The following is a 23,775-nucleotide window of genomic DNA, read 5'->3' on the forward strand; positions in this document are numbered from 1 at the left end:
CGAATAATCAAGGAGTTATTTTCGCTCAGAGCAGACCGAAACGTCTCGCATAACATCAAGTAACGAATGTAAAATGAATGTTGCGTGATGGCCTGAGATGGTTGGAGAAATGGTTGGAAGTGTTTAAAACGATGCGCGCAGATGATCAGAATGATGCGCGCAGATGATCAGAACGATGCGCGCAAGTGACTACATTGAGAACCGGAGACCACTTCCTGCGCACGAAGAGGTCTGCGGAAAGGCAACAAAAAGAGCGAGGAAACACAGCCTTTCGGCCGGTCTCCCCGCTCTTTTCTTCATGATGTTTTTGTATTAGTCTGCCAATTTCGCAGTTATAAACTCGCGATTGAGGCGTGCGATGTTGGCTATCGACTCGTTCTTGGGGCATTCGGCCTCGCAAGCACGGGTGTTAGTGCAATTGCCAAAGCCCAATTCTTCCATCGTCATCACCATAGCCTTAGCGCGTTTAGCTGCCTCGGGACGTCCTTGCGGCAACAAAGCCAATTGGCTCACCTTAGAGCTAACGAAGAGCATAGCCGATCCGTTCTTGCAAGCAGCCACGCAAGCACCGCAACCGATGCAGGTAGCGCAGTCCATTGCTTCGTCAGCATCTTCTTTGGAGATGAGGATAGCGTTGGCATCCTGCGGCTGACCGGTGCGAACGGTGGTGTATCCGCCGGCCTGTATAATTTTGTCGAAGGCACCGCGGTCTACCATACAGTCTTTTATGACAGGGAAGGCAGCCGAACGCCACGGTTCAACGGTGATCACATCGCCATCGTTGAAGCGGCGCATGTAGAGCTGACAAGTCGTCGCACCCGTGGCCGGACCATGGGGATGACCGTTGATGTAAAGCGAGCACATGCCGCAGATACCTTCGCGGCAGTCGTGGTCGAAGACGAAAGGCTCGTTTCCGCTTTCGATCAGTTGCTCGTTCAGAATGTCGAGCATCTCTAAGAACGATGTGTCTGTCGGGATGTCTTTCATCTCGAACGTATCAAAATGCCCCTTATCTTTGGGTCCATTCTGACGCCACACTTTGAGTGTGAAACTTATATTCTTTTCCATTTCTTGTAAGTCTTATATCTAAATTGGAGTGACTCGTGAGCTAAGAAATTATTGTTTATAATTTCTCGTCTGCACTTTGATTGCTTCATACTCCAGCGGTTCTTTGATCAGCTCCGGTTCTGTTGTGTCGTTGCCTTGATACTTCCAGCAACCCACGTAGAAGAAGTTCTCGTCGTCGCGTTTGGCTTCACCTTCCTCGGTTTGGTATTCCTCGCGGAAGTGTCCGCCACAGCTCTCGTTACGCGACAGGGCATCATAGGCTTCGAGTTGGCCCATGATGATGAAGTCGCGCAGATGGATCGCTTTATCAAGCTCGATGTTGAGTCCTTCTTTGCTTCCGGGGATGAAAAGGTTGCTGTCGAACTCTTTGCGCAGTTCCTTCATCTTAGCAATTCCCTCGCGCAGACCCTCAGCCGTACGGCCCATGCCTACGTGTTCCCACATGATATGACCTAATTCTTTATGTATTGAGTCGACCGAACGCTTACCTTGAATGCCCATCAGTCGGTCGATTTCTGCCTGAACGCCTTTCTCGGCTTCTTCGAACTCGGGCAGGTCGGTAGACAGACGCGGCCAAATAGCTTGGTCGGCCAAGTAATTCTGAATGGTATAGGGCAACACAAAGTAGCCGTCGGCCAGTCCTTGCATCAGTGCCGAGGCACCCAAACGATTGGCTCCGTGGTCGGAGAAGTTGCACTCGCCGATAGCGAAGAGACCTTTGATAGAGGTCATCAGTTCGTAATCCACCCAGATACCACCCATTGTGTAGTGGATAGCGGGGTAGATCATCATCGGGTTGTAATACTTCACGCCATTGATTTCGTTGGCCAGCTCTCCGGGATTCACGTCGGTAATCTCCTCATACATATCGAAGAGGTTGCCATAACGCTGGAGAATGGTCTCGATACCCAAACGGTTGATCGACTCGGAGAAGTCCAGGAACACAGCCAAACCTGTGTTATTCACGCCGAAACCTTTATCGCAACGCTCCTTGGCAGCACGCGAAGCCACATCGCGGGGCACCAAATTGCCGAAAGCAGGATAGCGCCGCTCGAGATAATAGTCACGATCTTCCTCAGGAATGTCCGACCCACGCTTCTCGCCGGCCTGCAATGCTTTGGCATCTTCCAGTTTCTTGGGCACCCAGATACGGCCATCGTTACGCAGCGACTCAGACATCAACGTCAGCTTCGACTGTTTATCGCCATGCACAGGAATACAGGTAGGATGAATCTGAACGTAAGACGGATTGGCGAAATATGCTCCCTTACGATAGCATTGAATAGCAGCCGTACAGTTGCAGCCCATCGCATTGGTCGATAGGAAATAGGCATTGCCATATCCGCCCGTAGCGATGACTACGGCATTAGCCGAGAAACGCTCCAGCTTACCTGTGACGAGATTCTTAGCAATGATGCCTCGTGCGCGGTCGTCTACAATCACCACATCTTCCATCTCGTAGCGGGTGTAGAGTTTCACCTTTCCGGCGCGCACCTGACAGCTGAGTGCCGAGTAGGCTCCCAGCAAGAGTTGCTGACCCGTTTGTCCTTTGGCGTAGAACGTGCGACTTACCTGCGCACCACCAAACGAACGATTAGCCAACATACCTCCATACTCACGAGCAAACGGAACACCCTGTGCCACACACTGGTCGATGATGCTATTGCTCACCTCGGCCAAGCGATAAACATTAGCTTCACGAGCGCGATAGTCGCCACCTTTCACCGTATCGTAGAAAAGACGATAGACAGAGTCGCCGTCATTCTGATAATTCTTCGCCGCGTTGATACCGCCTTGCGCCGCAATGGAGTGTGCCCGGCGGGGCGAATCCTGAATGCAGAAGTTGAGAACGTTGAAGCCCATCTCTCCCAGAGAGGCTGCTGCGCTGGCTCCTGCCAGGCCCGTTCCCACCACAATGACATCCAATTTCAGTTTATTCTTTGGGTTCACCAATCGCTGATGAGCCTTGTAGTTGGTCCATTTCTCAGCCACTGGTCCTTCAGGAATCCTTGAGTCTATTTTAATTGCCATAATCTTATGTTTTTAACCATGATGAAATTTAAGCGTGGCAGCACAGACTGGGCGCGCAACCCACTGCAAAAGCCAAAACCACAACGAGAAAACCGAGCATCAGCAGTGTGGTATACACCAGTCCGATCATCTTCCAACGGTCGAACCAAACCTTCCCATTCACGCCCAAACTCTGCATCGCGCTCCAGAAACCGTGAGAAAGATGGAACCAAATGGCAACGATCCACACCACATAAAGCACCACATACACCGGGTTGGAGAAGGTGTCTTGAATGTAAGAGAAGCCGTCTGCAGGGTGGAACTTCGTCTCCATGCCCACCAATTCGGCAAACATCATGTTGTACCAAAAGTTGAACAAGTGCAGCAACAGGCCCAAACCGATGATGATACCCAGCACCAACATGTTTTGCGAGGCCCATTCTACCTTCGCCGGACGTGCCGTAACGGCATACCGTTCAGAGCCACGGGCCCTACGATTCTGTGCCGTCAGAATGAAAGCATACACGATGTGGAGCACCGTTAATGCTCCGAGACCCACCGTTGCCACAACGGCATACCAGTTGGCTCCCAGAAATTCGCAAATCATGTTGTAGGCTTCACCCGAGAATAGTGCCACAACGTTCATCGACATGTGGAATGTCAAGAACAGAATCAGCGCTACGCCGGTGACCGACATGATCACTTTTCTACCAATAGAAGAATTGATTAACCACATAAATGATTGAAATTTAATATTTTATTTGTTGTTTTTTCTTGCCGATAGCAGTGCTCCAGGGCCCGGACAGACCATTTTTGTCCGGGCATAATACCTTGTTTTAGGTATCGAACAGGTGTAATAGACTGCAAAAATACTATATTTTAGTGATCCGTCAAAGTTTTTTTACGAAAATAAAGCCTCTCCGAACTTCATAATTATCTATAAAAATATATAACAAGGTCGGGCTAAACTGAGCCTCGTATACCTTATTATATATATCCCCCGACAAGAAATGCTTTCCAAGCGGCAACCGATGCCTTGCGGAAAGCATTTCCTCCATTTTTCATTATCTTTGCGGAAAACAATATCAAACCCGTATTTACAATGACACAAGAAGAAAAACTGAAGATAGAAGAGCGCATCATCGATGTGCTCAAAACCGTATACGACCCGGAAATTCCCGTCAACATCTACGATTTAGGCTTGATTTATAAGGTAGACTTGCATGAAGATGGCGTGCTCGACCTTGATATGACCTTCACTGCACCGGCCTGTCCGGCTGCCGATTTCATCCTTGAAGACGTGCGCACCAAGGTAGAAAGCATCGAGGGCGTCACCGCTTCGAACATCGAACTGGTGTTCGAGCCTGCTTGGGATCAGAGCATGATGAGCGAAGAAGCCCGCGTAGAACTCGGCTTTGAATAAGAACTGGCCTTGTCTTCTCCTCCCAACCAACATGTGAGAACCAAGAGAAGACGTGCGCACAACGTTGAAAATCCTGTCAGCATGAAGAATGTTTATTTCCTTTCCGATGCCCATCTGGGTTCGCTTGCTATTCCGCACGGGCGCACACAGGAACGGCGATTGGTTCGTTTCCTCGACAGTATCAAGGAGAAAGCCGAGGCAATCTATCTCATGGGCGACCTGTTCGACTTCTGGAACGAATACCGATACGTCGTGCCCAAAGGCTATACGCGCTTTCTCGGTAAGCTTTCAGAACTGACCGACCAGGGAGTAGAGGTGCATTTCTTCGTGGGCAATCACGATTTGTGGACTTACGGCTATTTAGAACAAGAATGCGGACTCATCGTTCACCAGAAACCGATCACCACAGAGATTCTTGGCAAAGTGTTTTTCCTGGCTCATGGCGATGGATTGGGCGATCCCGACCCGCTCTTTCGCTTTCTTCGCCGCCTCTTCCGCAACACTTTTTGCCAGCATTTGCTCAACGCTTTGCATCCCAGATGGGGCATGTCGCTGGGTTTGAACTGGGCAAAACACAGCCGAATGAAAAGAGCCGACGGCAAAGAGATGCCTTATCTCGGAGAAGAAAAAGAGTATCTCGTGCGTTTCACCAAAGCCTATATGAAAGAACATCAGGACATCGACTTCTTTATCTACGGTCATCGTCACATCGAACTCGACCTGATGCTCCCACATAAAACGCGCATGCTCATTCTCGGCGACTGGATTTGGCAATTCACCTATGCTGTCTTCGACGGCGAGCATCTCTTTATGGAGCAATACATCGAGGGCGAATCGCAACCCTAAACAGCTCCTATCCAAAGAAGAAGAACGAAAAAAGAAGCCCCGGCGAGGCTTCTTTTTTCGTTCTTATCTTTTGTTCAACCATTTCTCGTGGCAAGAAATCACATCCGTTCGGAATCACAAACTACCAAGTAACCCCTCTTTTCTCGTTCCTCAATAAGTGCGTTTTGCCTTTCCACTTCATTAAAAACTCCATGCTGACGACTTTCAATTCTCGCCACAATAAAGCCCAAGCATACTTGGCTTTGCTCATTTAGCTTGACAAAAACGTTCTTTTTGACTTGACAAAACGTTGTTTTCTTTCTTCCTGCCCAAAGAAATAGGGCGGAATATGGCGGCGATAGCCAGAAATTCGGCCAAGCAGAGAGAGGGCGAGTAAGAGTCGTTTTTGTCTTCCAGTGTGAGTATAATGAGCGGTTGATCTACAAAATCGACTTTTAAAAGCTAAGCCTTTACAATGCGTTTTCTTAGCTTTTGAGGAGTAAGGAGGAGAGAAAGAAGGAGTAAGAAGAGAAGAAGGAAGGAGTAGAGAGAAGGAGTGGAGCAGTCGAGATAAGAAACAACCCTGTAAGGGTTGGTCTGTTGGTAGGGCTGGGTTGGCGAATGAAATGAGCCTACCCTGTCTAAGAGGGCCTCTTCCCCATTCAACCCCATCAGGGTTGGTCTGTTTCAGTCCCCTAAATGAGGGACTCAAACAGATTGGAACATACCCTCTCATCCCCTCAATTAGGAGGATTGAACAGACCAAAACGCCCTCTAATCTCCTAACTGAAAGAGATTGGAGAAACCAAGACCTACGGCCTTGTTTTCTCTTTGCGTGCCGTAGACAGGGTAGGCTCGCTTCGCTCGCCAACCCTGCCCTACCAACAGATCAACCCCGATGGGGTTGTTTGCGCAAGGATGTATAAGATTCACCAACAAGTATAGTAAGCACCTGATCGTCAAGATGTTATAAAATGATTTTCAAAAGCTAAGAAAACAACGCGCAAAAGCTAAGAAAACGCATTGCAAAAACTTAGCTTTTACACTCCATTTTCTTAGCTTTTGTGTTGCGTTTTGTAAATAACTGATATTGAGGATGTTATGTTTTGACTTTTTGTTGAATGTTTGATGCCATGTTGATGGATGTGTTACGATGTATTGATAAGCGTTTAATGGATTTTTGTTAAACGTTTGATGGTATGTTGTTGATTGTTCTGCAAGCTGCTGATGATTATTTCCGTGTTGCTTTTCTGTCTGTTATTTGTTCGTTCGGGATAACGAACTACCGCGTAGCGGTTGGTTTGTTAGTAGAGCAGGGTTAGCAAGCGAAGCGTCCCTACCTTGTTGAAGTGACGCTCCTCGATAACTACCGCGTAGCGATTGGTCTATAGACCCCTTATTGATAGCAGATGCTAAAAATCTCTCTTGATAACTACCGCGTAGCGGTTGGCCTGTTGGTAGAGCAGGGTTGGCAAGCGAAGCGAGCCTACCCTGTTTAGGTTGCGACAGAAGAAAACAAGGCCGTAGGTCTTGGTCTGTTTACGTTTGAATCTTATTCCTTTGGAAAATAGTATTGAAAACTAACACTTATTGCCAATAATATCTGCTTTCATATCGTATGACTCCCGCATTTTTCAAGAGCAATTCAAATTCATCTTGCACAGAATTTCTTTTGTGATGTTCCTCTTGATGTGCAATATAATTATACACGGCATCTCTTAATCTCTCAGAAACAGTAAAGCCACCATAGCCGGATTGCCATTGGAAGCGGCGATAATACGTGGCATCACATTCTTTGAGAAACAGCGTTGAAGTACGTTTTATTTCCCCGACAAGATGCGATAAGGCCATATTAGGAGAAAGAACGACCAGAAAATGCAGGTGATCACCAGGGCCATTGACGATCAAACATGGGCATTGATGAGTCTTGCAAGTTTGTTGTATAAAAGAATGGAGACGTTGTTGGTCATCTTTTCGGATGTTAGGGGCTGTTCCTTTCTTATGAAATACGCCGTGAATGAGCAGGTTGCAGAGTGTTTGAGACATGTAGACTTGATATGTATGGTTAGTGCAAAGATAAGCATTTGCTATTTAACCCATCTATCAAGCTTAAAATCAATGCTGCGAATGTAAACAGACCAAGACCTACGGCCTTGTTTTCTTCTGCCGCAACCTAAACAGGGTAGGCTCGCTTCGCTTGCCAACCCTGCTCTACCAACAGACCAACCGCTACGCGGCAGTTAGGGAAAGAGGAATGTAGCAGCTGCTATCAATAAAGGATCTGCAGACCAATCGCTACGCAGTAGTTAGTGGAAGGAGTATATAGCAACTGCTATCAATAAAGGATCTGCAGACCAACGCTACGCGGTAGTTAGCGAGAGGGGACTTTAGTAGCTGCTATCAATAAAGGGTATACAGACCAATCGCTACGCAGTAGTTAGTGAAAGGAATATATAGCAACTGTTATCAATAAAGGATCTACAGACCAACGCTACGCGGTAGTTAGGGAAAGAGGAATGTAGCAGCTACTATCAATAAAGGATCTACAGACCAATCCCTACGCGGAAGTTGGCTCTCTCTCGAACAGACGTAAAGAAATCACGTTTACAACGCGGAAGAAAGTTTGTCTAAATGAATGCCGTTACTTCCTTTCACCAAGATATAACGTCCCTCGGGCCGTTGTTGTTGCAAAACCGTTTTCACCTCTTCCACATTCTTGAACTTACGGAAAGGACACGTCGTCTGTCCGAATTCCTCGCCCACGAGCCACACTTCGTCGAGAGGAAGCGTGCCCAGCAGATCGACAATCTGTTGATGTTCGGCAGCACTCACGGCTCCCAGTTCGCGCATATCGCCCAGAATCGCCATCTTGGGGGTTACCTCCATACGGGCGAAGTTAAGCAGAGCAGCCGTCATACTGGTAGGATTGGCATTATAAGCATCCATAATCAGGCGGTTATGCGGCGTCACTTCTAATTGCGAACGGTTGTTGCTGGGAACATAATTGGCCAGTGCATCATCCACCTCTCCGGGCAGAACGCCCAGATAAAGACCGATGCAGGCCGCCGCCAACGCATTAAGCAGATTGTAACCTCCCACGAGATGCGTCTGCACCTCGTGCCTTTCGCCCCCCCGATGCTGCCAACAGAGCCGCAAGAACGGTGCACACGACACCACTTCGCCCCCTACTTCCAGCTCGGGAGAGAGGGAAGCTCCATAAGAAACCAAGTCGAGCCCCTCAGCAATGCCCATCAAATGCGGGTTGCCGGCATCGATAAACACCTTTCCATGGGGCCGATGGCGCATGAAATCATACAGTTCTCCCTTCGTCTTGACCACCCCTTGAAAGGAGCCAAAGCCCTGAAGATGCGCCATTCCCACGTTGGTGATGAGGGCCAAGTCGGGTTCTACGATGTCCACCAGTGTTCGAATGTCGCCGGGATGACTGGCTCCCATCTCCACAACGGCCACCTCATGTTCGGGCTTCAGTCGCAACAACGTCTTGGGCACGCCGATGTCGTTGTTGAAATTGCCCTGTGTATAAAGTACGTCGAACTTCTTGGAGAGCACCGCCGCCAACAGTTCTTTCGTCGTAGTCTTTCCGTTGGTGCCGGTGATGCCCACGATGCGGGTGCCCAACACCCGGCGATGGTGCCTGGCCAACTGCTGTAGGGCGTGCAGAGAGTCGGGTACGAAGATGAACCGCTCGTCGCTTGCCACCCGATAGGCCTCCTCATCGACAACGGCATACGAACATCCCTGCTGCAAAGCCCGAGCGGCGAATGCGTTACCGTTGAACGACGCGCCTTTGAGTGCAAAAAAAATGCTTCCCTCGGGACAGTCTCTGCTGTCGGTTGTCACCACGGGATGCTGCTCGAAAATGCCATAAAGCTCTTCTGTTGTCATAGAAAATGGGTTATTGTCTACAAAAAATATATTGCAAAAGTACGCATTTTCCGACACCCCGCACCTCTTCTCATCTCCTTTTTCATTCTTTTTTCGTTCCTCAAAAAGTGCGTTTTTTCGCCGCGACAAAGCTCCAGCAAGCTTGGCTTTGTTCGTTTGGCTTGATAAAAACGTTCTTTCCCGCGCAAGAGGCGTTTTCCGCTCGTTTTGCAAAAGCTAAGGAAACACGCTTCAAAAGCTAAGAAAATGGAGACCAAAAGCTAAGAAAACGGCATGCAAAAGCTAAGCTTTTGAAAAACGTTTTCTAAACACCTGATTCTCAACGAAATACAAAATCGTTTCCGTAGTCGTAAAAATGCGCCTCCCATAGCCCTGAAAACAGCGTCAACACAGTCTCTTTGTATGCGGAAAAGAAGAGACCTCGGTGCGTCTGTTTTGGTTATTTTAAGGCAGCAACACACAGCGGTGTATTCATTTTTCGCTAACTTTGCCCCATAAAAATTTGAATATCAGCATGAAGATTGCATTGATAGGCTACGGCAAGATGGGCCGAATGATTGAAGAGATAGCCCTCAGTCGTGGGCATGAAATTGTGAGTATCATCGATGCCGACAACCAGACCGACTTCGAGAGCGCAGCTTTTGCCTCAGCAGATGTGGCCATCGAGTTCACCACACCTCAGGCTGCATACGGCAATTACCTAAAAGCCTTTGCCCGCGGGGTAAAGGTGGTGTCGGGTTCTACGGGGTGGCAAGAGGCGCATGGCGCGGAAATCGAGCGGCTTTGCCAAGAAGAGGGGCACACACTCTTCTGGTCGAGCAACTTTTCGGTGGGTGTTGCCCTCTTCTCGGCCGTCAATCGGCAGCTCGCCAAGTTAATGAATGGTTTTCCGCAATATGATGTAGAACTAACCGAGACGCACCACATTCACAAGCTCGATGCGCCTTCGGGCACGGCTATCACGCTGGCACAGGACATCATCGACCAGCTGGACCGAAAGGATGGTTGGGTGCAGGGCGAGCAACACCTTGCCGACGGCAGTCTCATTCCCAGTCGGCAGACCAGTGAACGGCAACTGCCCATCAACAGCATCAGGCGCGATGAAGTGCCAGGCATCCACTCGGTGACCTATGAAAGCGAGGCCGACAGCATCACCATTACGCATGATGCTCACTCCAGACGCGGCTTTGCCCTGGGTGCCGTCTTAGCAGCCGAATATACAAAGACACACCACGGGCTCCTCACCATGGACCTGCTCTTCCCTTTTTAACCCCTCTATGACCAGGTTTTACTCTCTAACCCTCAAATAAAAGACACTGATGATCGACCGAAAGAAACCCACCTCGAATCCCAACATACAATGGGCCAAATTCCTCTTAGTCTCGCTTCTCTACCTACTTTTCCTCTTGTGGGTGAAGAGTTGGTGGGGACTGCTCGTGCTGCCCTTCATCTACGACGCCTACATCTCCAAGAAAATACGCTGGAAATGGTGGGAAGACTCCGAGCGGTTCACCCGCATCGTCATGAGCTGGGTGGATGCTTTGGTTTTCGCTCTCGTAGCGGTCTATTTCATCAACTTGTTTTTCTTTCAGAACTTCGTCATCCCCTCCAGTTCGTTAGAGAAGAGTCTGCTCACCGGCGACTATCTTTTTGTGAGCAAAGTGAGCTATGGTCCGCGCATTCCTCAAACACCTTTGACGATGCCTTTGACCCAACACACACTTCCATTGCTCAACATCAAGTCGTATATCGATGTTCCTCACTGGGACTATCGCCGTGTAAAAGGCCTCGGAAACGTGCAACTCAACGACATCGTCGTCTTTAATTACCCGGCAGGAGATACCCTTGTCAACGAGGAACGCTGGGCTTCGGCCGACTATTATCAGATGGTCTATTCCTTCGGTCAGCAGCTTTATGAACAAACTCACCCCTCTGTGGATGCCTCGAAACTCTCACCCGGACAACAAAGGGGCTATTATCAGCAGCTATACAACCTGGGAAGGGCTTATATTCTCTCGAATCCCAACGAGTATGGCGACATCATTTCGCGTCCCACCGACCGTCGAGAGAACTACGTTAAACGATGTGTGGGACTGCCCGGACAGACGCTTCAAATCAAGAACCGCATCGTTTATCTCGACGGAAAGCCCAACAAAGAGCCCGACAACGTGCAATACACCTATGAGGTGAAGCTAAAAAACTCGCTGCCCGAGGACGTAATGACCCAGTTGGGCATCTCTACCGAAGATCTCACAAGCCTCAACCAGAGTGGCGTTATGCCTCTTACGGCGGCAGCGGCTAAGGCTTTGGCGGCCCGAAAGGACATTGTGGCGAGCGTCAAACTGAACACGCATGCACCCACCGGCGACCTTTATCCGCTGAATGCCTGGACGGGTTGGACGCGAGACAACTACGGACCGGTGTGGATTCCCAAGAAAGGGGCTACCTTGAAGCTGACTTTAGCCAACCTGCCCATCTACGAACGCGCCATCAAAGTGTACGAAGGCAACGACCTTGAGGTGCGAAACGGCCGCATCTTCCTCAACGGACGGCCCGCCACAAGCTATACTTTCAAGATGGACTACTACTGGATGATGGGCGACAACCGGCATAACTCGGCCGATTCTCGTTACTGGGGCTTTGTGCCGGAAGACCATATCGTGGGCAAACCTATCTTTATCTGGTGGTCGCACGATGTAGACCATCCCGGATTCAGCGGCATTCGGTGGCGTCGACTCTTTACCTGCGTGGATGGAATTAAATAGTTCGTCGTCCCATCTCTCCTTCTCCGAGCAGTCGGAGGGGTCTGTCGGCGGCTGCGTGCTGGCTTCTACCTACTTCGGACCGCTGCAATGGTATCAGAAGCTTTACCGATACAGCACCTGCTTCATCGACGGATGCGAACATTTCGTTAAGCAAACCTACCGCAACCGCTGCGTCATCGCCTCGACCAACGGGCCTCTTTCGCTCAGCATCCCGGTGGAACGCACCGCCGGAAGTTCGGCCACGCACTCGGCCATGAAGGACATTCGCATCAGCAATCACGGCAACTGGCGGCACATTCATTGGCAAGCCATCGTGTCGGCCTATAGCGAAAGTCCTTTTTTCGAGTATTATGCCGACGACATCCGCCCTTTTTTCACCCGTCGCTGGGAATGGCTTTTCGACTTCAACCTCGAGACGACGCACACGCTTTGCACTCTGCTCGACATCCAACCCACCCTTCTTCTCACACAAGAATATCTGCCGGCAGCAGATGGATATTCAACCTTCACAACATCCCCTTCTGCCTTTTCGGCATGCAAAGAGCAGGGGTCTTTTTTAGAAAATCCTTCTGCTGCGTCTTCACACCTCCGTTGCGAGTCTTCCTTCATTGATTTTCGCAACACCATCTCGCCCAAAAACGCTCTGCCCGATGCCGATTTTTCACCTCGTGACTACTACCAGGTGTTCGCCCAGAAACATGGTTTTCTACCCAATCTCAGCATCCTCGACCTTTTATTTAATATGGGTAACGAAGCCATTTTCTATCTGTAATCCCGCCATATCACTATCCGCATCACTCCTACATCTCCGCTCTTTGCATTCGTTTTTCCACTCTCTACGGAAAATTCTTCCCTCTCTTACTCCTTCCTACTTCTCTCCTTACTTGCCTTTGTAAGCCATTGAGCAACAAGTCTTTATCCAACCTCTTTGCAAAAGTTTAGCTTTTGCCTCGCATTTTCTTAGCTTTTGCGTGCCGTTTTCTTAGCTTTTGAATTGCAAAAGCTAATAGATGGAGGAGTAAGGAGGGAGATAGAAAGAAGTAAGGGGAAAAGTAGGAAGGAGTAAAGAGGAGGAAACGGGCACGAATTCGTTATCATAACTGTCGATATTTGAAAAAAGTTTGTATCTTTGAAATCAAAAAACATGAAACTTGTCTTTGCAACCAACAACCTTCATAAACTGAAAGAGATTCGCGAAATATTGCAACCGGAGTTCGAAATCTTGTCGCTCGCAGATATTGGCTGTGAGACGGACATCCCAGAAACGGGCAACACGCTGGAAGAAAACGCACTCATCAAAGCTCAATTCGTTGAGAAACACTATGGCTTAGACTGTTTTGCCGACGACACGGGCCTGGAAGTGGAGGCGCTGGGGGGAGAACCGGGCGTGTATAGTGCTCGTTATGCCGGTGGAAACGGACATGACAGCGAGGCCAATATGCACAAACTGTTGCACAAACTGGCAGACAAGGATAACCGGAGGGCGCGATTCAGAACCGTCATTGCTCTCATCGCCCCTACCCTACTGACCCATATCGCCAACAAAGACTCTCAAAGGGGGATTGAAAACAATTCGCATTTGCTCTTCGAAGGTATCGTCGACGGACGCATTGCCCGAGAAAAATCTGGCAACGAGGGCTTCGGATACGACCCTGTTTTTATTCCCGAGGGTTTTGAAAAAAGCTTTGCCGAACTGGGAATGGAGGTAAAAAACCGCATTTCTCACCGTGCCAGAGCGGTGCAAAAGTTGGCAGAGTGGTTAAAAAAAACAAGTTGAAAATGATTCGTATATGAGAAAATTCATTGTCTATACCCTATTTTCCCTGTTGTTCTTCGTGCCTCATACGATTGCACAGACAGGGAGATGGAAAGTGTTTGCGGCCTACAGCGACATCACTGAGGTGGAAAAGGCAGGTCATACGCTGTATGTGCTGGCCTCGGAAGGGCTGTATGCCTACAACACCAACGACCAAAGCGTGCAGACGTTCGATAAAACCAACGGACTGAGCGACGTGAAAATTGCACACATTGCTTGGTGTCAAGCGGCAAAAACACTGGTGGTGGCCTATCAAAATCAAAATATCGATTTGCTCAAACCTAACGGTGAGGTAACCAATCTGTCTGACTATCACCGCAAAAACATGTTGGCCGATAAAACTATTTATGCCATTTACATCGCCGGCACAGATGCTTATCTCTCTACAGGCTTCGGTATTGTGAAACTGAATGTGAAGAAAGGCGAGGTTAGCGACACCTATCAATTGGACTTTCGAGTGGATTGGACGCACATCGAAGGGGGCTTTCTCTATGCCGAATCGGCCGATAGAGGGAAATATTCGGCTCCTCTCACGGCACATTTGGCTGATAAAAGCAGTTGGACAAGGGTGGGAAGTTTCACGCCTAACCCGCATCTGCAACCCGATGCCGCACTGAAGGCCGAGGCTTCGAAGGCTCATCCAGGCGGTCCTAAGTACAATCACTTCTATTATCTTAAACACAGTGCTGGCAGACTCTACAGCGTTGGTGGTGCGTATGCTTCGGGTGGCGTACAGATGGGCTATCCCGGTGCGGTGCAAGTGTTGGAAAACGGCGAGTGGACACTCTACCAAGAGGATGTCGAAAACACCACAGGTTATGACTTTAAGGACATCAATTGTCTGGCCGTCGACCCGAAAGATGCTCATCATGTCTTCGTGGGCGGACGTCCGGGACTGTATGAATTTCAAGACGGAAAACTGAAATCGTTCTATAATAAAGACAATTCGCTGCTCAAACCGGCCATCGACAGGGGGAAAGAATTGAATAACAACTATGTCATTGTCAATGCAATGGCTTTCGATGCGGCAGGAAATCTATGGCTGGCCAACAGTCAAACACGAGACCGATCGCTCCTTTCTATCCCTCATCATGGCACGATGCAGAACCATCATAAGAGCGAACTGATGAACGAGGGCCTGAGTCTGCACAACATGACGCAGATGATGACAGACAGTAGAGGCTGGATTTGGTTTTGCAACGCTCATTGGAAACGGCCTGCTTTGGTTTGTTATCGCCCCGCTACGGATGAAATCAAGGTTTATTCTGCCTTCTATAATCAGGATGGAAATAAGTTAGAGGTGCGTCATATCACTTGTGTTGCCGAGGATTTAGAAGGTCATCTGTGGGTGGGAACAGATGTTGCACCGCTCTATCTCCCCGTGAAAAACGGCCAACCGGCAGATGTTTTTACACAATTCAAGATTCCACGCAACGACGGAACCAACAGTGCAGACTATCTTCTCAACGAGGTGGGCATCAAATCGGTGGCCATAGATGGAGCTAATCGTAAGTGGTTGGGAACGGAAAGCGATGGAGCTTATCTCATCGGAGCCGATAACATGACGCAGATTCACCATTTTAAAGCCGAAAACAGTCAGCTCATCGATAACACTATCTTGAATATCGCTATTGATAATCGCACCGGTGAGGTGTTTTTTGCCACCGAAAAAGGTCTTTGTTCTTATGCCGGCGATGCCACAACGGCCAGCAACGGTAGCGAAAGAGACGTTTATGCTTATCCCAATCCCGTGCCTCCCGACTATTCAGGTCTGATCCATATTACCGGACTTACTTATAATGCGCACATCAAAATCACTACTTCCAACGGTGTTTTGGTGAAAGAGGGCCGCAGCAACGGCGGTCTTTTCACCTGGGATGGAACCGATATGAGCGGCAAACGTGTGGCAAGCGGTGTGTATATGGTGCTCGAAGCCACCGCAGAAGGTAGCAAAGGCGTTGTCTGCAAGGTGGCTATCGTCAACTGATCTCCCTCACTCCATCCTACCTTTTCTCTTTTTATGCAGACCGAAAACGGTGGAAAAGAAAGTGGATCATCCGCAAAAGGTGTGGAAAAGACTGTGAATAAATGGTGGATAACACAGCCGATTTCCACACCTTCACAAAGAACACAAGAAGCATGTGGATATTTCTCAATTTATCAAGACTGAATAAACAGGTTCTCAACCGATTCCGATTCGCAAAGATCATCCACTTATTTCATATTCCCTTTCTATGTTTCTGCTGTGCATAAGTGGTCTATTCGGCTTATAATCAGCATAAAAGCAAATTGAAAATTTGTGGATAACGCACTTGAAATGTTGATAAACAAACCACCAAAAGAAAAGCAAGAAAGTTATCAACTTATCCAGTTCATATCATCACCATCATCTTTTTCTTTCTCTAAAAATAAAAGATAAGAAGATAATGATATAGTTCTCGACAGACTGAAAACGGGGAATGGAGAATAGACAATGAACAATTGGAAAGAAGAAAGCATAAAAAATGCCGGGCAAAAACTTGCTCGGCATTCTTTCTTAACAGTGGTTTTTACTCTTCTACAACAGAGAAATCGTCTTTTCCTACTCCACAAATGGGACACACCCAATCATCGGGAATATCTTCAAAAGCCGTTCCTGGAGCGATGCCACCATCGGGATCGCCTACTGCTGGGTCGTAAATATAGCCACAAGTTTCGCACAAATACTTCTTCATAATTTTTTGTTTTAAAAATGTTGATACTTAAAATTGAAAAACTTTTATCTCTTATTCTGATCTTTTCTTTCCTTCCATAGGGATCTTTTTGCCTGTTATAGATAGGCTTTCGTCTCTTTTTTGGGAAGTCTTTATTTCTTATTGAGCACCTTTTCCACCTGCTCGTACACCCTTTCGGGTGAGATATGATTCATGCAAGCCAGGTCTCCGCGTAGGCAAGGACGGTTTCCAAAGATGCTACAAGGTCTGCAATCGAGTGGAATTTGCACAGCATTGGCTGCGTCTTGACCCCATCCCATGAAGCCGGCGAAGGGGTGTGTAGCTCCCCAAATGCTGACAACGGGCGTATGAGTAAGAGAGGCGAAGTGCATATTGGCACTGTCCATGCTCACCATGACGTCGAGATGACTCATCAAGATGAGTTCTTCTTTGAGCGAACCAAGCAACGCCGAAGCATTGATACATCGCTGATGACGCTCCACGATGCCGTTGATGACCGGTTCTTCTGTAGCTCCTTTGCCGAAGAAAAACACCCTACACGAGGGATGACGCTTCGTAAGCAGGTCGACAACTCTTTCCAGTTGTTCTATGGGATATACTTTTTGTGGGTGTGCAGCAAAGGGAGCCACGCCGATCCACTCCTGAAACGCCTTTTTCTCACCTATCTCAGGCGGCAGCAATCGTAAGTTTCCGCCCGTCGGAGGGAAGATAGACAGGAAGCAAGGTTCCACAGGATAGCCCAATCGAGCAAACACCTGGGCATAGTTTTCGAAAGCTGTGGAGAGCTGAACGAGCCTCTTTTCCTTCTGTGCCACTAATTTTCTGCGTTCTGAACGATGTTTGTCGATGTGTTCAACCCGATAATTAGCCAGGTTGAAACGCAGTCTGAGATAGCTCGATCTCAGCACATCGTGCAAGTCGGCCACGGCCGTAAAGTTCTTCGCTACGATGCGTCGGTAGAGTGAATTGAGGCCTGATAGTCCGCGATATTCCCCTTTTATGTCGGCCGACATAAAGCTCACGTTAGGTGCCAGCCCTTCGAAGAAGGGTCTTGCAAAAGGTCTGCTCAGAAAAGTGATGCGAATATGAGGATATTTTTGGGCCAAGGCATACACCACAGGCACAGTCATGGCGATGTCTCCCATGGCTGAGAAGCGGATGATGAGGATGTGTTCTCTCTTCACTCTGTTGGGATATGTGTTACGGGGAGGGGATTTTTCTACTTCTCGCCTTTACCGTAGAGCACGGGATTGGTAGACGGGTCGTTGTACATCTTCATTTGTTTGTACACCTTCATATATTTGTTTCCCTGCTCAATGTCCTCCAGCAGCTGATCGATGGCCGTGCTTAGGTCTACCTGTTGTTCAAGGAGAACATGGAGTTTGGCCTCGCATCGGTTGTGATGTTCGCTGTCTACGTCTTTTCTTTCCACCTGTTCCTGCATGTGATAAATCTTCAATGCCAGGATAGAAAGCCTGTCTATGGCCCAGGCAGGGCTCTCGGTGTTGATTCGGGCATCAGCTTTCACCTCCACGTCATTGTATTTCTGTCGAAAATAACTGTCGATTTGTTCCACGAGGTCGGTGCGATCTTGGTTCGAACGGTCGATTCTTCGCTTCAGGCTCAGTGCTTCCACCGGGTCGATATGCGGATCTCGGATGATATCTTCAAAGTGCCATTGCACCGTATCTATCCAACACTTCAAATACAGGCGGTTTTCTATCGTCTCCCTTTTATAAGGATTGTTGATGGGCGTATCGATATCGTCTTTGATATGATAGTCTCTGATGGCCTGATTGAAGATCTCATTGCAATGTTTGGTAAAAGACATTGTTTTTGTATTTTATCGTTTATAGAAAGCAGTGCCAGCAAGGGCTTTGTCAACTGGTTGACATAAGTCCGAGCACAGCCTGATTTTTGCAAAGATATGCCATTTATTTGAATCTCCCAACGAATGTATATGAATATTTTCTTATCCTTTATAGATGAAATCTATGATCGTTTTTCGGCTGACTTTTTCCTACTTTTGTTTTTGCATCGAAAAGCCTTTGTTTACAGGAGTTGGAAAGACCATTTTGCAAAAGCTAAGAAAACACATGGCGAAAGCTAAGAAAACGACATGCAAAAGCTAAGAAAATGCATGCCAAAAACTAAGAGAATAAGAAGTAAGGAGAGAAGTAGTAAGAAGTAAGGAGAGAAGTAGTAAGAAGTAAGGAGAGAAGTAGTAAGAAGTAAGGAGAGAAGTAGTAAGAAGTAAAGGAGGGGAGTAGTAAATCAATTCTTACTAATCAGCAGCTCTGTAGGAGTGGTCTGTTGGTAGAGCAGGTTGAATCAATAAAGTGCGTCTACCCTGTTTGCGACACACAGAAAGAAAACAGCTCCACTGGAGTTGATCTATTTTAAAATCATCAATTCCGCTTTTTTTGTTACCTTTGCAGCCGCAACAGGTTCGCCCCGAGATGGGCGATGAAAAGGGAATCGGGTGCAAATCCCGGACAGTCCGGCTGCTGTAAGTTGTCCTTGTCGGCATCAACAAAAACCACTGAGAGAAAACTCGGGAAGGTGTTGATGGCCTGACAACAAGTCAGAAGACCTGCCGTTGCACTGCATTTCGTAGGCCTCTTGGGTTAGGTTGAAATGCAATGGTATCTCCACTCGTGGCATTATTTCAACACATCGCACACAGGTGCGTGTGCGTTTTCTTATCAATAAAAAAATGTTTATGAAGACAAACAACAGCTTTTTCAGGCTTTGTCTTGTGCTGTCGGCATGGATTCTATCGCTTCAGATGCAGGCAGAAACACAAGAAGTGCGTATTTCGCTCACACCACAAACCATCCATGTGGGCGATGAAAGCATCCGTTTCTACGACGATGGCGGACCTTCGGGTAAGACATCGGCAGTGTTTCAAGACGGAAAAGAGGGTAAGGTGACCTTCGTTCCCACTACTTCGGGAAAGAAAGTAATGATCGATTTCAAGAAGGTAGACATCTTCGAGGGAACTTTACACTCGCAATATATCAAAGTTTATAACGGCTCTGAGGTGACCGGTGCTCAGCTCTTGACCACCGTCAGAAAGGGGACAACACCCATCATCCGCTCATCAGCACAGGATGGAGCCCTTACTGTGGTGTTCGGAAGCACCACTTCGTTTACCTCCGAAGGCTTTGAAGCCGTCGTTACTCAATTTGTTCCGCAGCCCATGTCCGTCTCTTCCATCGATGTAAAGCAGTTGACAGCGGGCACAGTAGCAGCAGGCAACAGAGACGAACCTATCCTTTCTGTCAACATCAAAACCCTTAACACCGAGCCTGCACTCGTTGCTCAAAAGTTTGTTTTTCAGACCAACGGCACTCATAGGCAGATATCGTCGGCCACACTCTACCGTTCTGATGCTGCAAACAAGTTTTCGACAACGGGAAAGGTGGCCGAAGCAATGGTAACGGCCGACGAATTCGAAATGATTCCCACCTCTCCTGTCGTGTTGAAAGAAGGCGATAACCACTTCTGGTTGGCCTATACTCTGGCCGATGAGGCCGAAAACGGACAGACGATAGATGCTTCTCTCATGCGTGTAACGCTCTCTGGAAATGCTTATTCGTCGACAAACGGTAATCCGGAAGGGCATCGCAAGGTGGAAAACACGATTGTTGCCCTTGAAGGAACCCAACTGAGAAAGGTGAACGAACAACTGATGTTTCGGTCGGAAATCTCGAAATACGGTTCCAAATACGAGGGAGGAAACACCGACCGCATCGTTACTTTCGTGCCTTTGCATGCTGGACGCGTCGTGCAAATCGACTTTTCAAAGTTCGACCTTTATTATTCGGCCAACAATGGCTATGGTGTCAGAGCGAAATTCGTGGTTTATGAAGGACAAGGAACAACAGGTAAGAAACTGTGGGAGCTGACTTCGACGGCCGATAAAGCCAAAGGACCGGGCAAACGCTTGCGTTCGGCATCGCCGGATGGGGCTATCACCGTGGTGTTCAACCCTAAAGACAGTCATTATACGGCAGAGGGCTTCATTGCAACAGTGAGCGAATATCTGCCACAGGCCATGATGCTAACCTCTGTTTCTACCCTTCAGGCCTCTACAGAGACGCTTGTTTCGGGTGCGACGGCCCAATCTTTGCTCGACGTAGATATAGAAACAAACGGCAATCTCTCGCCACTCGCGCTCAAGGGCTTGTCGATAGATTTGAAAAATGCGGTCTCACACCTTTCGTCGGTTAGCATCTACGCTCTTAAAGAGGCAGGAGAAGTGCTCGGAAAGACGGCCATCCCATTGGTCAACATATCCAAAACCAACCTGACAAACAAACTGAACATGGTTCTGCCTGTAGCTTTCGAACTGGCAGAAGGACACAACTGGTTGCGCATCTGTGTAGATGTAGACGACGAAGCACAGGCCGGAAACATCATCGATGCGGCCCTAACGGCGGTGAATATCAACGAGACAACTCATGCTGTGACCAATGGAGACCCGGCCGGAGAACGAGAAGTGCAAAACGTTCGTAACTTAGCGAAAGGTGAAAACGGAACGATCTTTATCGGTAAGAACACCCGATTGATGCTCTACGACGATGGAGGGAAAGACGGAAAGGAGTCGAAAAACTTCGATGGAACGATTACTTTCGCACCGAAAGAGACCGGATATTCCATCAAACTACGTACAGTGGAGTGGGGGTTGACCGCTGCAGACAAACTCTCTCTTTATCATGGAGGCAACAAAAAGGCCGTTGCCGATGCTGTTTTTGATAGAAAAGATAAGCTGGACAGACTGATTTCTAAGGCTGAAGACGGACGCATTACCTTGAATTATACCACCGGGAAATATGCCGTTTCAAACGGATTTGCCCTTGAAGTGACCGCCGTGCAGCCGCAACCGCTCTCTGTTGCCTCGGTGAAAGCTGTGTCTGTTGCCCCTGAAAAAGTGCTGAAGGGACAAACGGATGTACCGATGTTGCGTGTAGAAGTGGAGGTAGCAGGCGAGAAAGGTTCGCTTTCTATCTCGCAATTGCGCTTCCATCAAACAACAAACGGCATTGTTACGGCTTCAAAAGTCTATGCGACAGACACCATCAGCAGCTTTTCCACAGCACATCTCTTTGATGAAAACACCACAACGGCTTCTCCTTTTACGGGCCATTACACTGTGACCGGTGAGGGAACCTACTATTTCTGGCTCTCCTACGACCTCTCTTCGACGGCCACACCGGGCCAAAGCGTCGAGGCTTCGCTGACTTCTGTTGTGGCAGAGGCGACTTCTCACACACCTGCCTCTACCGTTACAGCTCTTGCAACGGTGAAAGCAGGCATGAGCGGAACGCTCGATGTAGGGGCAAGTGCTCAATATCACACGATCCAATCGGCTGTAGATGCGCTGAAAGAGGGTATCGACGGACCTACCACCATCCGCATCGCAAAGGGCGAATACAACGAAAGGGTGTTGGTTCCGCAGATTCCCGGCATGTCGAAAATCAACACATTGACCATCACTTCCTCGTCGGGCAATTACAAAGACGTAAAGATTTATCACGACCAATACGTGAAACCGGGCTACTCGTCCGACCAAATGGCGAAGGAGATAGGCGTCTTTACTTTCGACGGAGCCGACTATACCACCCTCAAAGGAGTAGAGGTGACCACACAAAATTTGGCTTATCCCTCGGTGGTGCATCTGCGAAATATGAGCCGAAACGTAACCATCGATGGCTGTTATATCCATTGCAGTCAAACCAACAACTTCCAAACCAAAATCAATCTCATCAACATGTATGCGCCCAATACGGCCTATCACAACAACGATAACTTCCTTTTGCGAAGTTCTTTGCTTGAAGGCGGCTACATCGGAGTGCGCCTTGGAGGCACTGGTTTTGTGGCTTTGCCTAAGCAACAGGGTGGTAAATTGGAGCAAAACGTCTTTCGCGAGCAGGGCACAAAGGCTATTTATGTGGCTCGAGAGAGAGATGTGCAACTGCTGGGAAACCGTATTGAAAACACTACTACCACCCGAAACGATTTCAATGCTATCGACATCGATGCCGAGGGAGCGGTGAAGGTGGAACGAAACACCATCCGACTGGCCACGAAAAACTATTCTTCGGCCATCTATGTGCGCAATATCAATGGTGAAAAAGATTCGCAAGCAACACTTGTGAACAACGTTGTGAGCGTTGACGAGACGACTACCGACGGCACTTCTCTGCTGCTTTTCAAGGAAGGAAGTCGGCTTCTCGTAGCTCATAACACGCTCTGTCTCACCGGAAAGCCGGGCAACAGCGTTCTCTCGGTTATTGGAAAGATGGGTCAGGACGTGGTCTTCGCCAATAATTTGCTGCAGAACGAAGGCGGCGGAGTAGTGTATCGCTTCAATAAATCCGACTATCTGTCGACGTTCAAATCCTCGCACAACAATATCTTTACTACCGGAACAACGTTGGCCGAGGCAAATGTGGCCTATAAAAACCTGACCGACTGGATGCGGGCTTCGGGCGAACGATACAGTCGCAACACGCGGATTGTCTTTGCAGACGATGCTCTCTTGCAGCCCAAAGAGGAAGGTGTGCTGCGCAACGGACAGCCTTTGGCAGACGTAACCACTGATGTGACGGGTGCTGCACGCAATATCACTCGTCCCATGATAGGAGCTTATGAGCAAGTGGCCCATCCTTCGGCCACTGCTATCGGTGCTTCTGCCATTCGTGAGGGTGGTTTCAAGGTGGGTGTAGAGGGTAAAAACCTCGTTATCACCTCGGAAGAAGCTGATGCCAGGGTACAGATCTACACGCCGACAGGTATGCTGGTGGAGGCTGGGAGGATAGAAAACGGTGCCTCCAGATGGGTGGTTCCCGAACTGCCGAACGGGGTTTACGTGGTGAAACTATCTTCTGTGGCGGGCACAAAGACCCTTACTATTTGTCTATAAAATCTGCTTTTCCTTTCTTTCGCCCCAAGTCTTTTGATAGCAAAAGGCTTGGGGCGATTTTAAAATCGCTGTTCTAAACTTCCGAATACGCGCGTGTTGGCAGCCGAAAATTCGTTTCTTTGCAAATGTACGCGTATTTTTGATAGATAGGGTAGGGAGCATGTAACATCTTATATTACAATGTTTTATAGGTGCTGATGCTCCTTTTCTAAAGCCTTCCTTTTCTTTTTGTTTTCTCATCTCTTAGCTTTCGCCTTGCGTTTTCTTAGCTTTTGGCTTGCATTTTCTTAGCTTTTGGCTTGCATTTTCTTAGCTTT

At 48.4% G+C, this 23,775-nt stretch carries 16 protein-coding genes and 1 riboswitch; of the genes, 8 read left to right on the plus strand and 8 right to left on the minus strand.

Annotated features, from left to right (window positions below; all coding sequences use genetic code 11):
• Positions 1-312: 312 nt before the first annotated feature.
• Genes J5A66_RS00155 through J5A66_RS00165 form a run of 3 tightly spaced genes read right to left on the minus strand, consistent with a single transcriptional unit; the run spans position 313 to position 3,814 of the window.
• Entirely contained in the window at positions 313-1,068 is a 756-nt protein-coding gene (locus tag J5A66_RS00155) for a succinate dehydrogenase/fumarate reductase iron-sulfur subunit (protein WP_211790490.1), read from the minus strand.
• 48 nt (positions 1,069-1,116) lie between these two features.
• A complete protein-coding gene (locus tag J5A66_RS00160; protein WP_211790491.1) occupies positions 1,117-3,099 on the minus strand; it encodes a fumarate reductase/succinate dehydrogenase flavoprotein subunit in 1,983 nt (660 codons plus the stop codon).
• 28 nt (positions 3,100-3,127) lie between these two features.
• Positions 3,128-3,814, minus strand: a complete 687-nt coding sequence (locus J5A66_RS00165) for a succinate dehydrogenase/fumarate reductase cytochrome b subunit (RefSeq protein ID WP_211790492.1) — start codon at positions 3,812-3,814, stop codon at positions 3,128-3,130.
• A gap of 366 nt (positions 3,815-4,180) precedes the next feature.
• Between J5A66_RS00165 and J5A66_RS00170 the strand changes: the two genes are divergently transcribed.
• Positions 4,181-4,501 carry a metal-sulfur cluster assembly factor gene (locus tag J5A66_RS00170; RefSeq protein ID WP_211790493.1) on the plus strand — a complete coding sequence of 107 codons (321 nt, stop codon included), beginning with the start codon at positions 4,181-4,183 and terminating at the stop codon, positions 4,499-4,501.
• Between the two features lie 81 nt (positions 4,502-4,582).
• On the plus strand, positions 4,583-5,347 hold the full coding sequence (locus J5A66_RS00175; RefSeq protein WP_211790494.1) for a UDP-2,3-diacylglucosamine diphosphatase: 765 nt from the start codon (positions 4,583-4,585) through the stop codon (positions 5,345-5,347).
• A gap of 1,566 nt (positions 5,348-6,913) precedes the next feature.
• On the opposite strand, the gene tnpA is transcribed toward J5A66_RS00175, so the two are convergent.
• Both tnpA and murF read right to left on the minus strand, forming a co-directional pair.
• On the minus strand, positions 6,914-7,372 hold the full coding sequence (gene tnpA, locus J5A66_RS00180; protein ID WP_211790495.1) for an IS200/IS605 family transposase: 459 nt from the start codon (positions 7,370-7,372) through the stop codon (positions 6,914-6,916).
• A gap of 558 nt (positions 7,373-7,930) precedes the next feature.
• A complete protein-coding gene (murF, locus tag J5A66_RS00185) occupies positions 7,931-9,232 on the minus strand; it encodes a UDP-N-acetylmuramoyl-tripeptide--D-alanyl-D-alanine ligase (protein ID WP_211790496.1) in 1,302 nt (433 codons plus the stop codon).
• 514 nt (positions 9,233-9,746) lie between these two features.
• On the opposite strand from murF, the gene dapB reads away from it, so the two are divergent.
• The 5 genes from dapB to J5A66_RS00210 all read left to right on the plus strand — a co-directional run bounded on the left by dapB (position 9,747) and on the right by J5A66_RS00210 (position 15,800).
• Positions 9,747-10,502, plus strand: a complete 756-nt coding sequence (gene dapB, locus J5A66_RS00190; RefSeq protein ID WP_211790497.1) for a 4-hydroxy-tetrahydrodipicolinate reductase — start codon at positions 9,747-9,749, stop codon at positions 10,500-10,502.
• Between the two features lie 49 nt (positions 10,503-10,551).
• On the plus strand, positions 10,552-11,997 hold the full coding sequence (gene lepB / locus J5A66_RS00195) for a signal peptidase I (protein WP_211790498.1): 1,446 nt from the start codon (positions 10,552-10,554) through the stop codon (positions 11,995-11,997).
• Positions 11,984-12,769, plus strand: coding sequence for a WbqC family protein (locus J5A66_RS00200; RefSeq protein WP_211790499.1), 786 nt, complete (start codon positions 11,984-11,986; stop codon positions 12,767-12,769). The genes lepB and J5A66_RS00200 overlap by 14 nt, the downstream gene beginning before the upstream one ends.
• 372 nt (positions 12,770-13,141) lie before the next feature.
• On the plus strand, positions 13,142-13,774 hold the full coding sequence (locus tag J5A66_RS00205) for a non-canonical purine NTP diphosphatase (RefSeq protein WP_211790500.1): 633 nt from the start codon (positions 13,142-13,144) through the stop codon (positions 13,772-13,774).
• Between the two features lie 13 nt (positions 13,775-13,787).
• Positions 13,788-15,800 carry a hypothetical protein gene (locus tag J5A66_RS00210; RefSeq protein WP_211790501.1) on the plus strand — a complete coding sequence of 671 codons (2,013 nt, stop codon included), beginning with the start codon at positions 13,788-13,790 and terminating at the stop codon, positions 15,798-15,800.
• Positions 15,801-16,362: 562 nt separating this feature from the next.
• Here J5A66_RS00210 and rd read toward each other — a convergent pair.
• The 3 genes from rd to J5A66_RS00225 form a co-directional block, all read right to left on the minus strand.
• Entirely contained in the window at positions 16,363-16,527 is a 165-nt protein-coding gene (rd, locus tag J5A66_RS00215; RefSeq protein WP_009162454.1) for a rubredoxin, read from the minus strand.
• A 131-nt stretch (positions 16,528-16,658) separates the two neighbouring features.
• A complete protein-coding gene (locus tag J5A66_RS00220) occupies positions 16,659-17,711 on the minus strand; it encodes a glycosyltransferase family 9 protein (protein ID WP_211790502.1) in 1,053 nt (350 codons plus the stop codon).
• Between the two features lie 35 nt (positions 17,712-17,746).
• Entirely contained in the window at positions 17,747-18,358 is a 612-nt protein-coding gene (locus J5A66_RS00225) for a DUF4254 domain-containing protein (RefSeq protein WP_211790503.1), read from the minus strand.
• A 597-nt stretch (positions 18,359-18,955) separates the two neighbouring features.
• A riboswitch (cobalamin riboswitch) is annotated at positions 18,956-19,143 on the plus strand.
• A gap of 106 nt (positions 19,144-19,249) precedes the next feature.
• Here J5A66_RS00225 and J5A66_RS00230 point away from each other — a divergent pair.
• Positions 19,250-23,458, plus strand: coding sequence for a BNR-repeat neuraminidase N-terminal domain-containing protein (locus tag J5A66_RS00230; protein ID WP_211790504.1), 4,209 nt, complete (start codon positions 19,250-19,252; stop codon positions 23,456-23,458).
• The last annotated feature ends 317 nt before the right edge of the window (positions 23,459-23,775 follow it).

It is taken from the genome of Prevotella sp. oral taxon 475, from assembly GCF_018127805.1.
GTDB lineage: Bacteria > Bacteroidota > Bacteroidia > Bacteroidales > Bacteroidaceae > Prevotella.

What these genes read in the sequence shown, in the direction of transcription:
- lepB (WP_211790498.1), top strand. Translation starts at nt 10,552, where the DNA reads ATGATCGACCGAAAGAAACCCACCTCGAATCCCAACATACAATGGGCC.
- murF (WP_211790496.1), bottom strand. Translation starts at nt 9,232, where the DNA reads ATGACAACAGAAGAGCTTTATGGCATTTTCGAGCAGCATCCCGTGGTG.
- J5A66_RS00165 (WP_211790492.1), bottom strand. Translation starts at nt 3,814, where the DNA reads ATGTGGTTAATCAATTCTTCTATTGGTAGAAAAGTGATCATGTCGGTC.
- J5A66_RS00210 (WP_211790501.1), top strand. Translation starts at nt 13,788, where the DNA reads ATGAGAAAATTCATTGTCTATACCCTATTTTCCCTGTTGTTCTTCGTG.
- rd (WP_009162454.1), bottom strand. Translation starts at nt 16,527, where the DNA reads ATGAAGAAGTATTTGTGCGAAACTTGTGGCTATATTTACGACCCAGCA.
- J5A66_RS00205 (WP_211790500.1), top strand. Translation starts at nt 13,142, where the DNA reads ATGAAACTTGTCTTTGCAACCAACAACCTTCATAAACTGAAAGAGATT.
- J5A66_RS00230 (WP_211790504.1), top strand. Translation starts at nt 19,250, where the DNA reads ATGAAGACAAACAACAGCTTTTTCAGGCTTTGTCTTGTGCTGTCGGCA.
- J5A66_RS00155 (WP_211790490.1), bottom strand. Translation starts at nt 1,068, where the DNA reads ATGGAAAAGAATATAAGTTTCACACTCAAAGTGTGGCGTCAGAATGGA.
- J5A66_RS00225 (WP_211790503.1), bottom strand. Translation starts at nt 18,358, where the DNA reads ATGTCTTTTACCAAACATTGCAATGAGATCTTCAATCAGGCCATCAGA.
- J5A66_RS00170 (WP_211790493.1), top strand. Translation starts at nt 4,181, where the DNA reads ATGACACAAGAAGAAAAACTGAAGATAGAAGAGCGCATCATCGATGTG.
- J5A66_RS00200 (WP_211790499.1), top strand. Translation starts at nt 11,984, where the DNA reads ATGGAATTAAATAGTTCGTCGTCCCATCTCTCCTTCTCCGAGCAGTCG.
- dapB (WP_211790497.1), top strand. Translation starts at nt 9,747, where the DNA reads ATGAAGATTGCATTGATAGGCTACGGCAAGATGGGCCGAATGATTGAA.
- J5A66_RS00160 (WP_211790491.1), bottom strand. Translation starts at nt 3,099, where the DNA reads ATGGCAATTAAAATAGACTCAAGGATTCCTGAAGGACCAGTGGCTGAG.
- tnpA (WP_211790495.1), bottom strand. Translation starts at nt 7,372, where the DNA reads ATGTCTCAAACACTCTGCAACCTGCTCATTCACGGCGTATTTCATAAG.
- J5A66_RS00175 (WP_211790494.1), top strand. Translation starts at nt 4,583, where the DNA reads ATGAAGAATGTTTATTTCCTTTCCGATGCCCATCTGGGTTCGCTTGCT.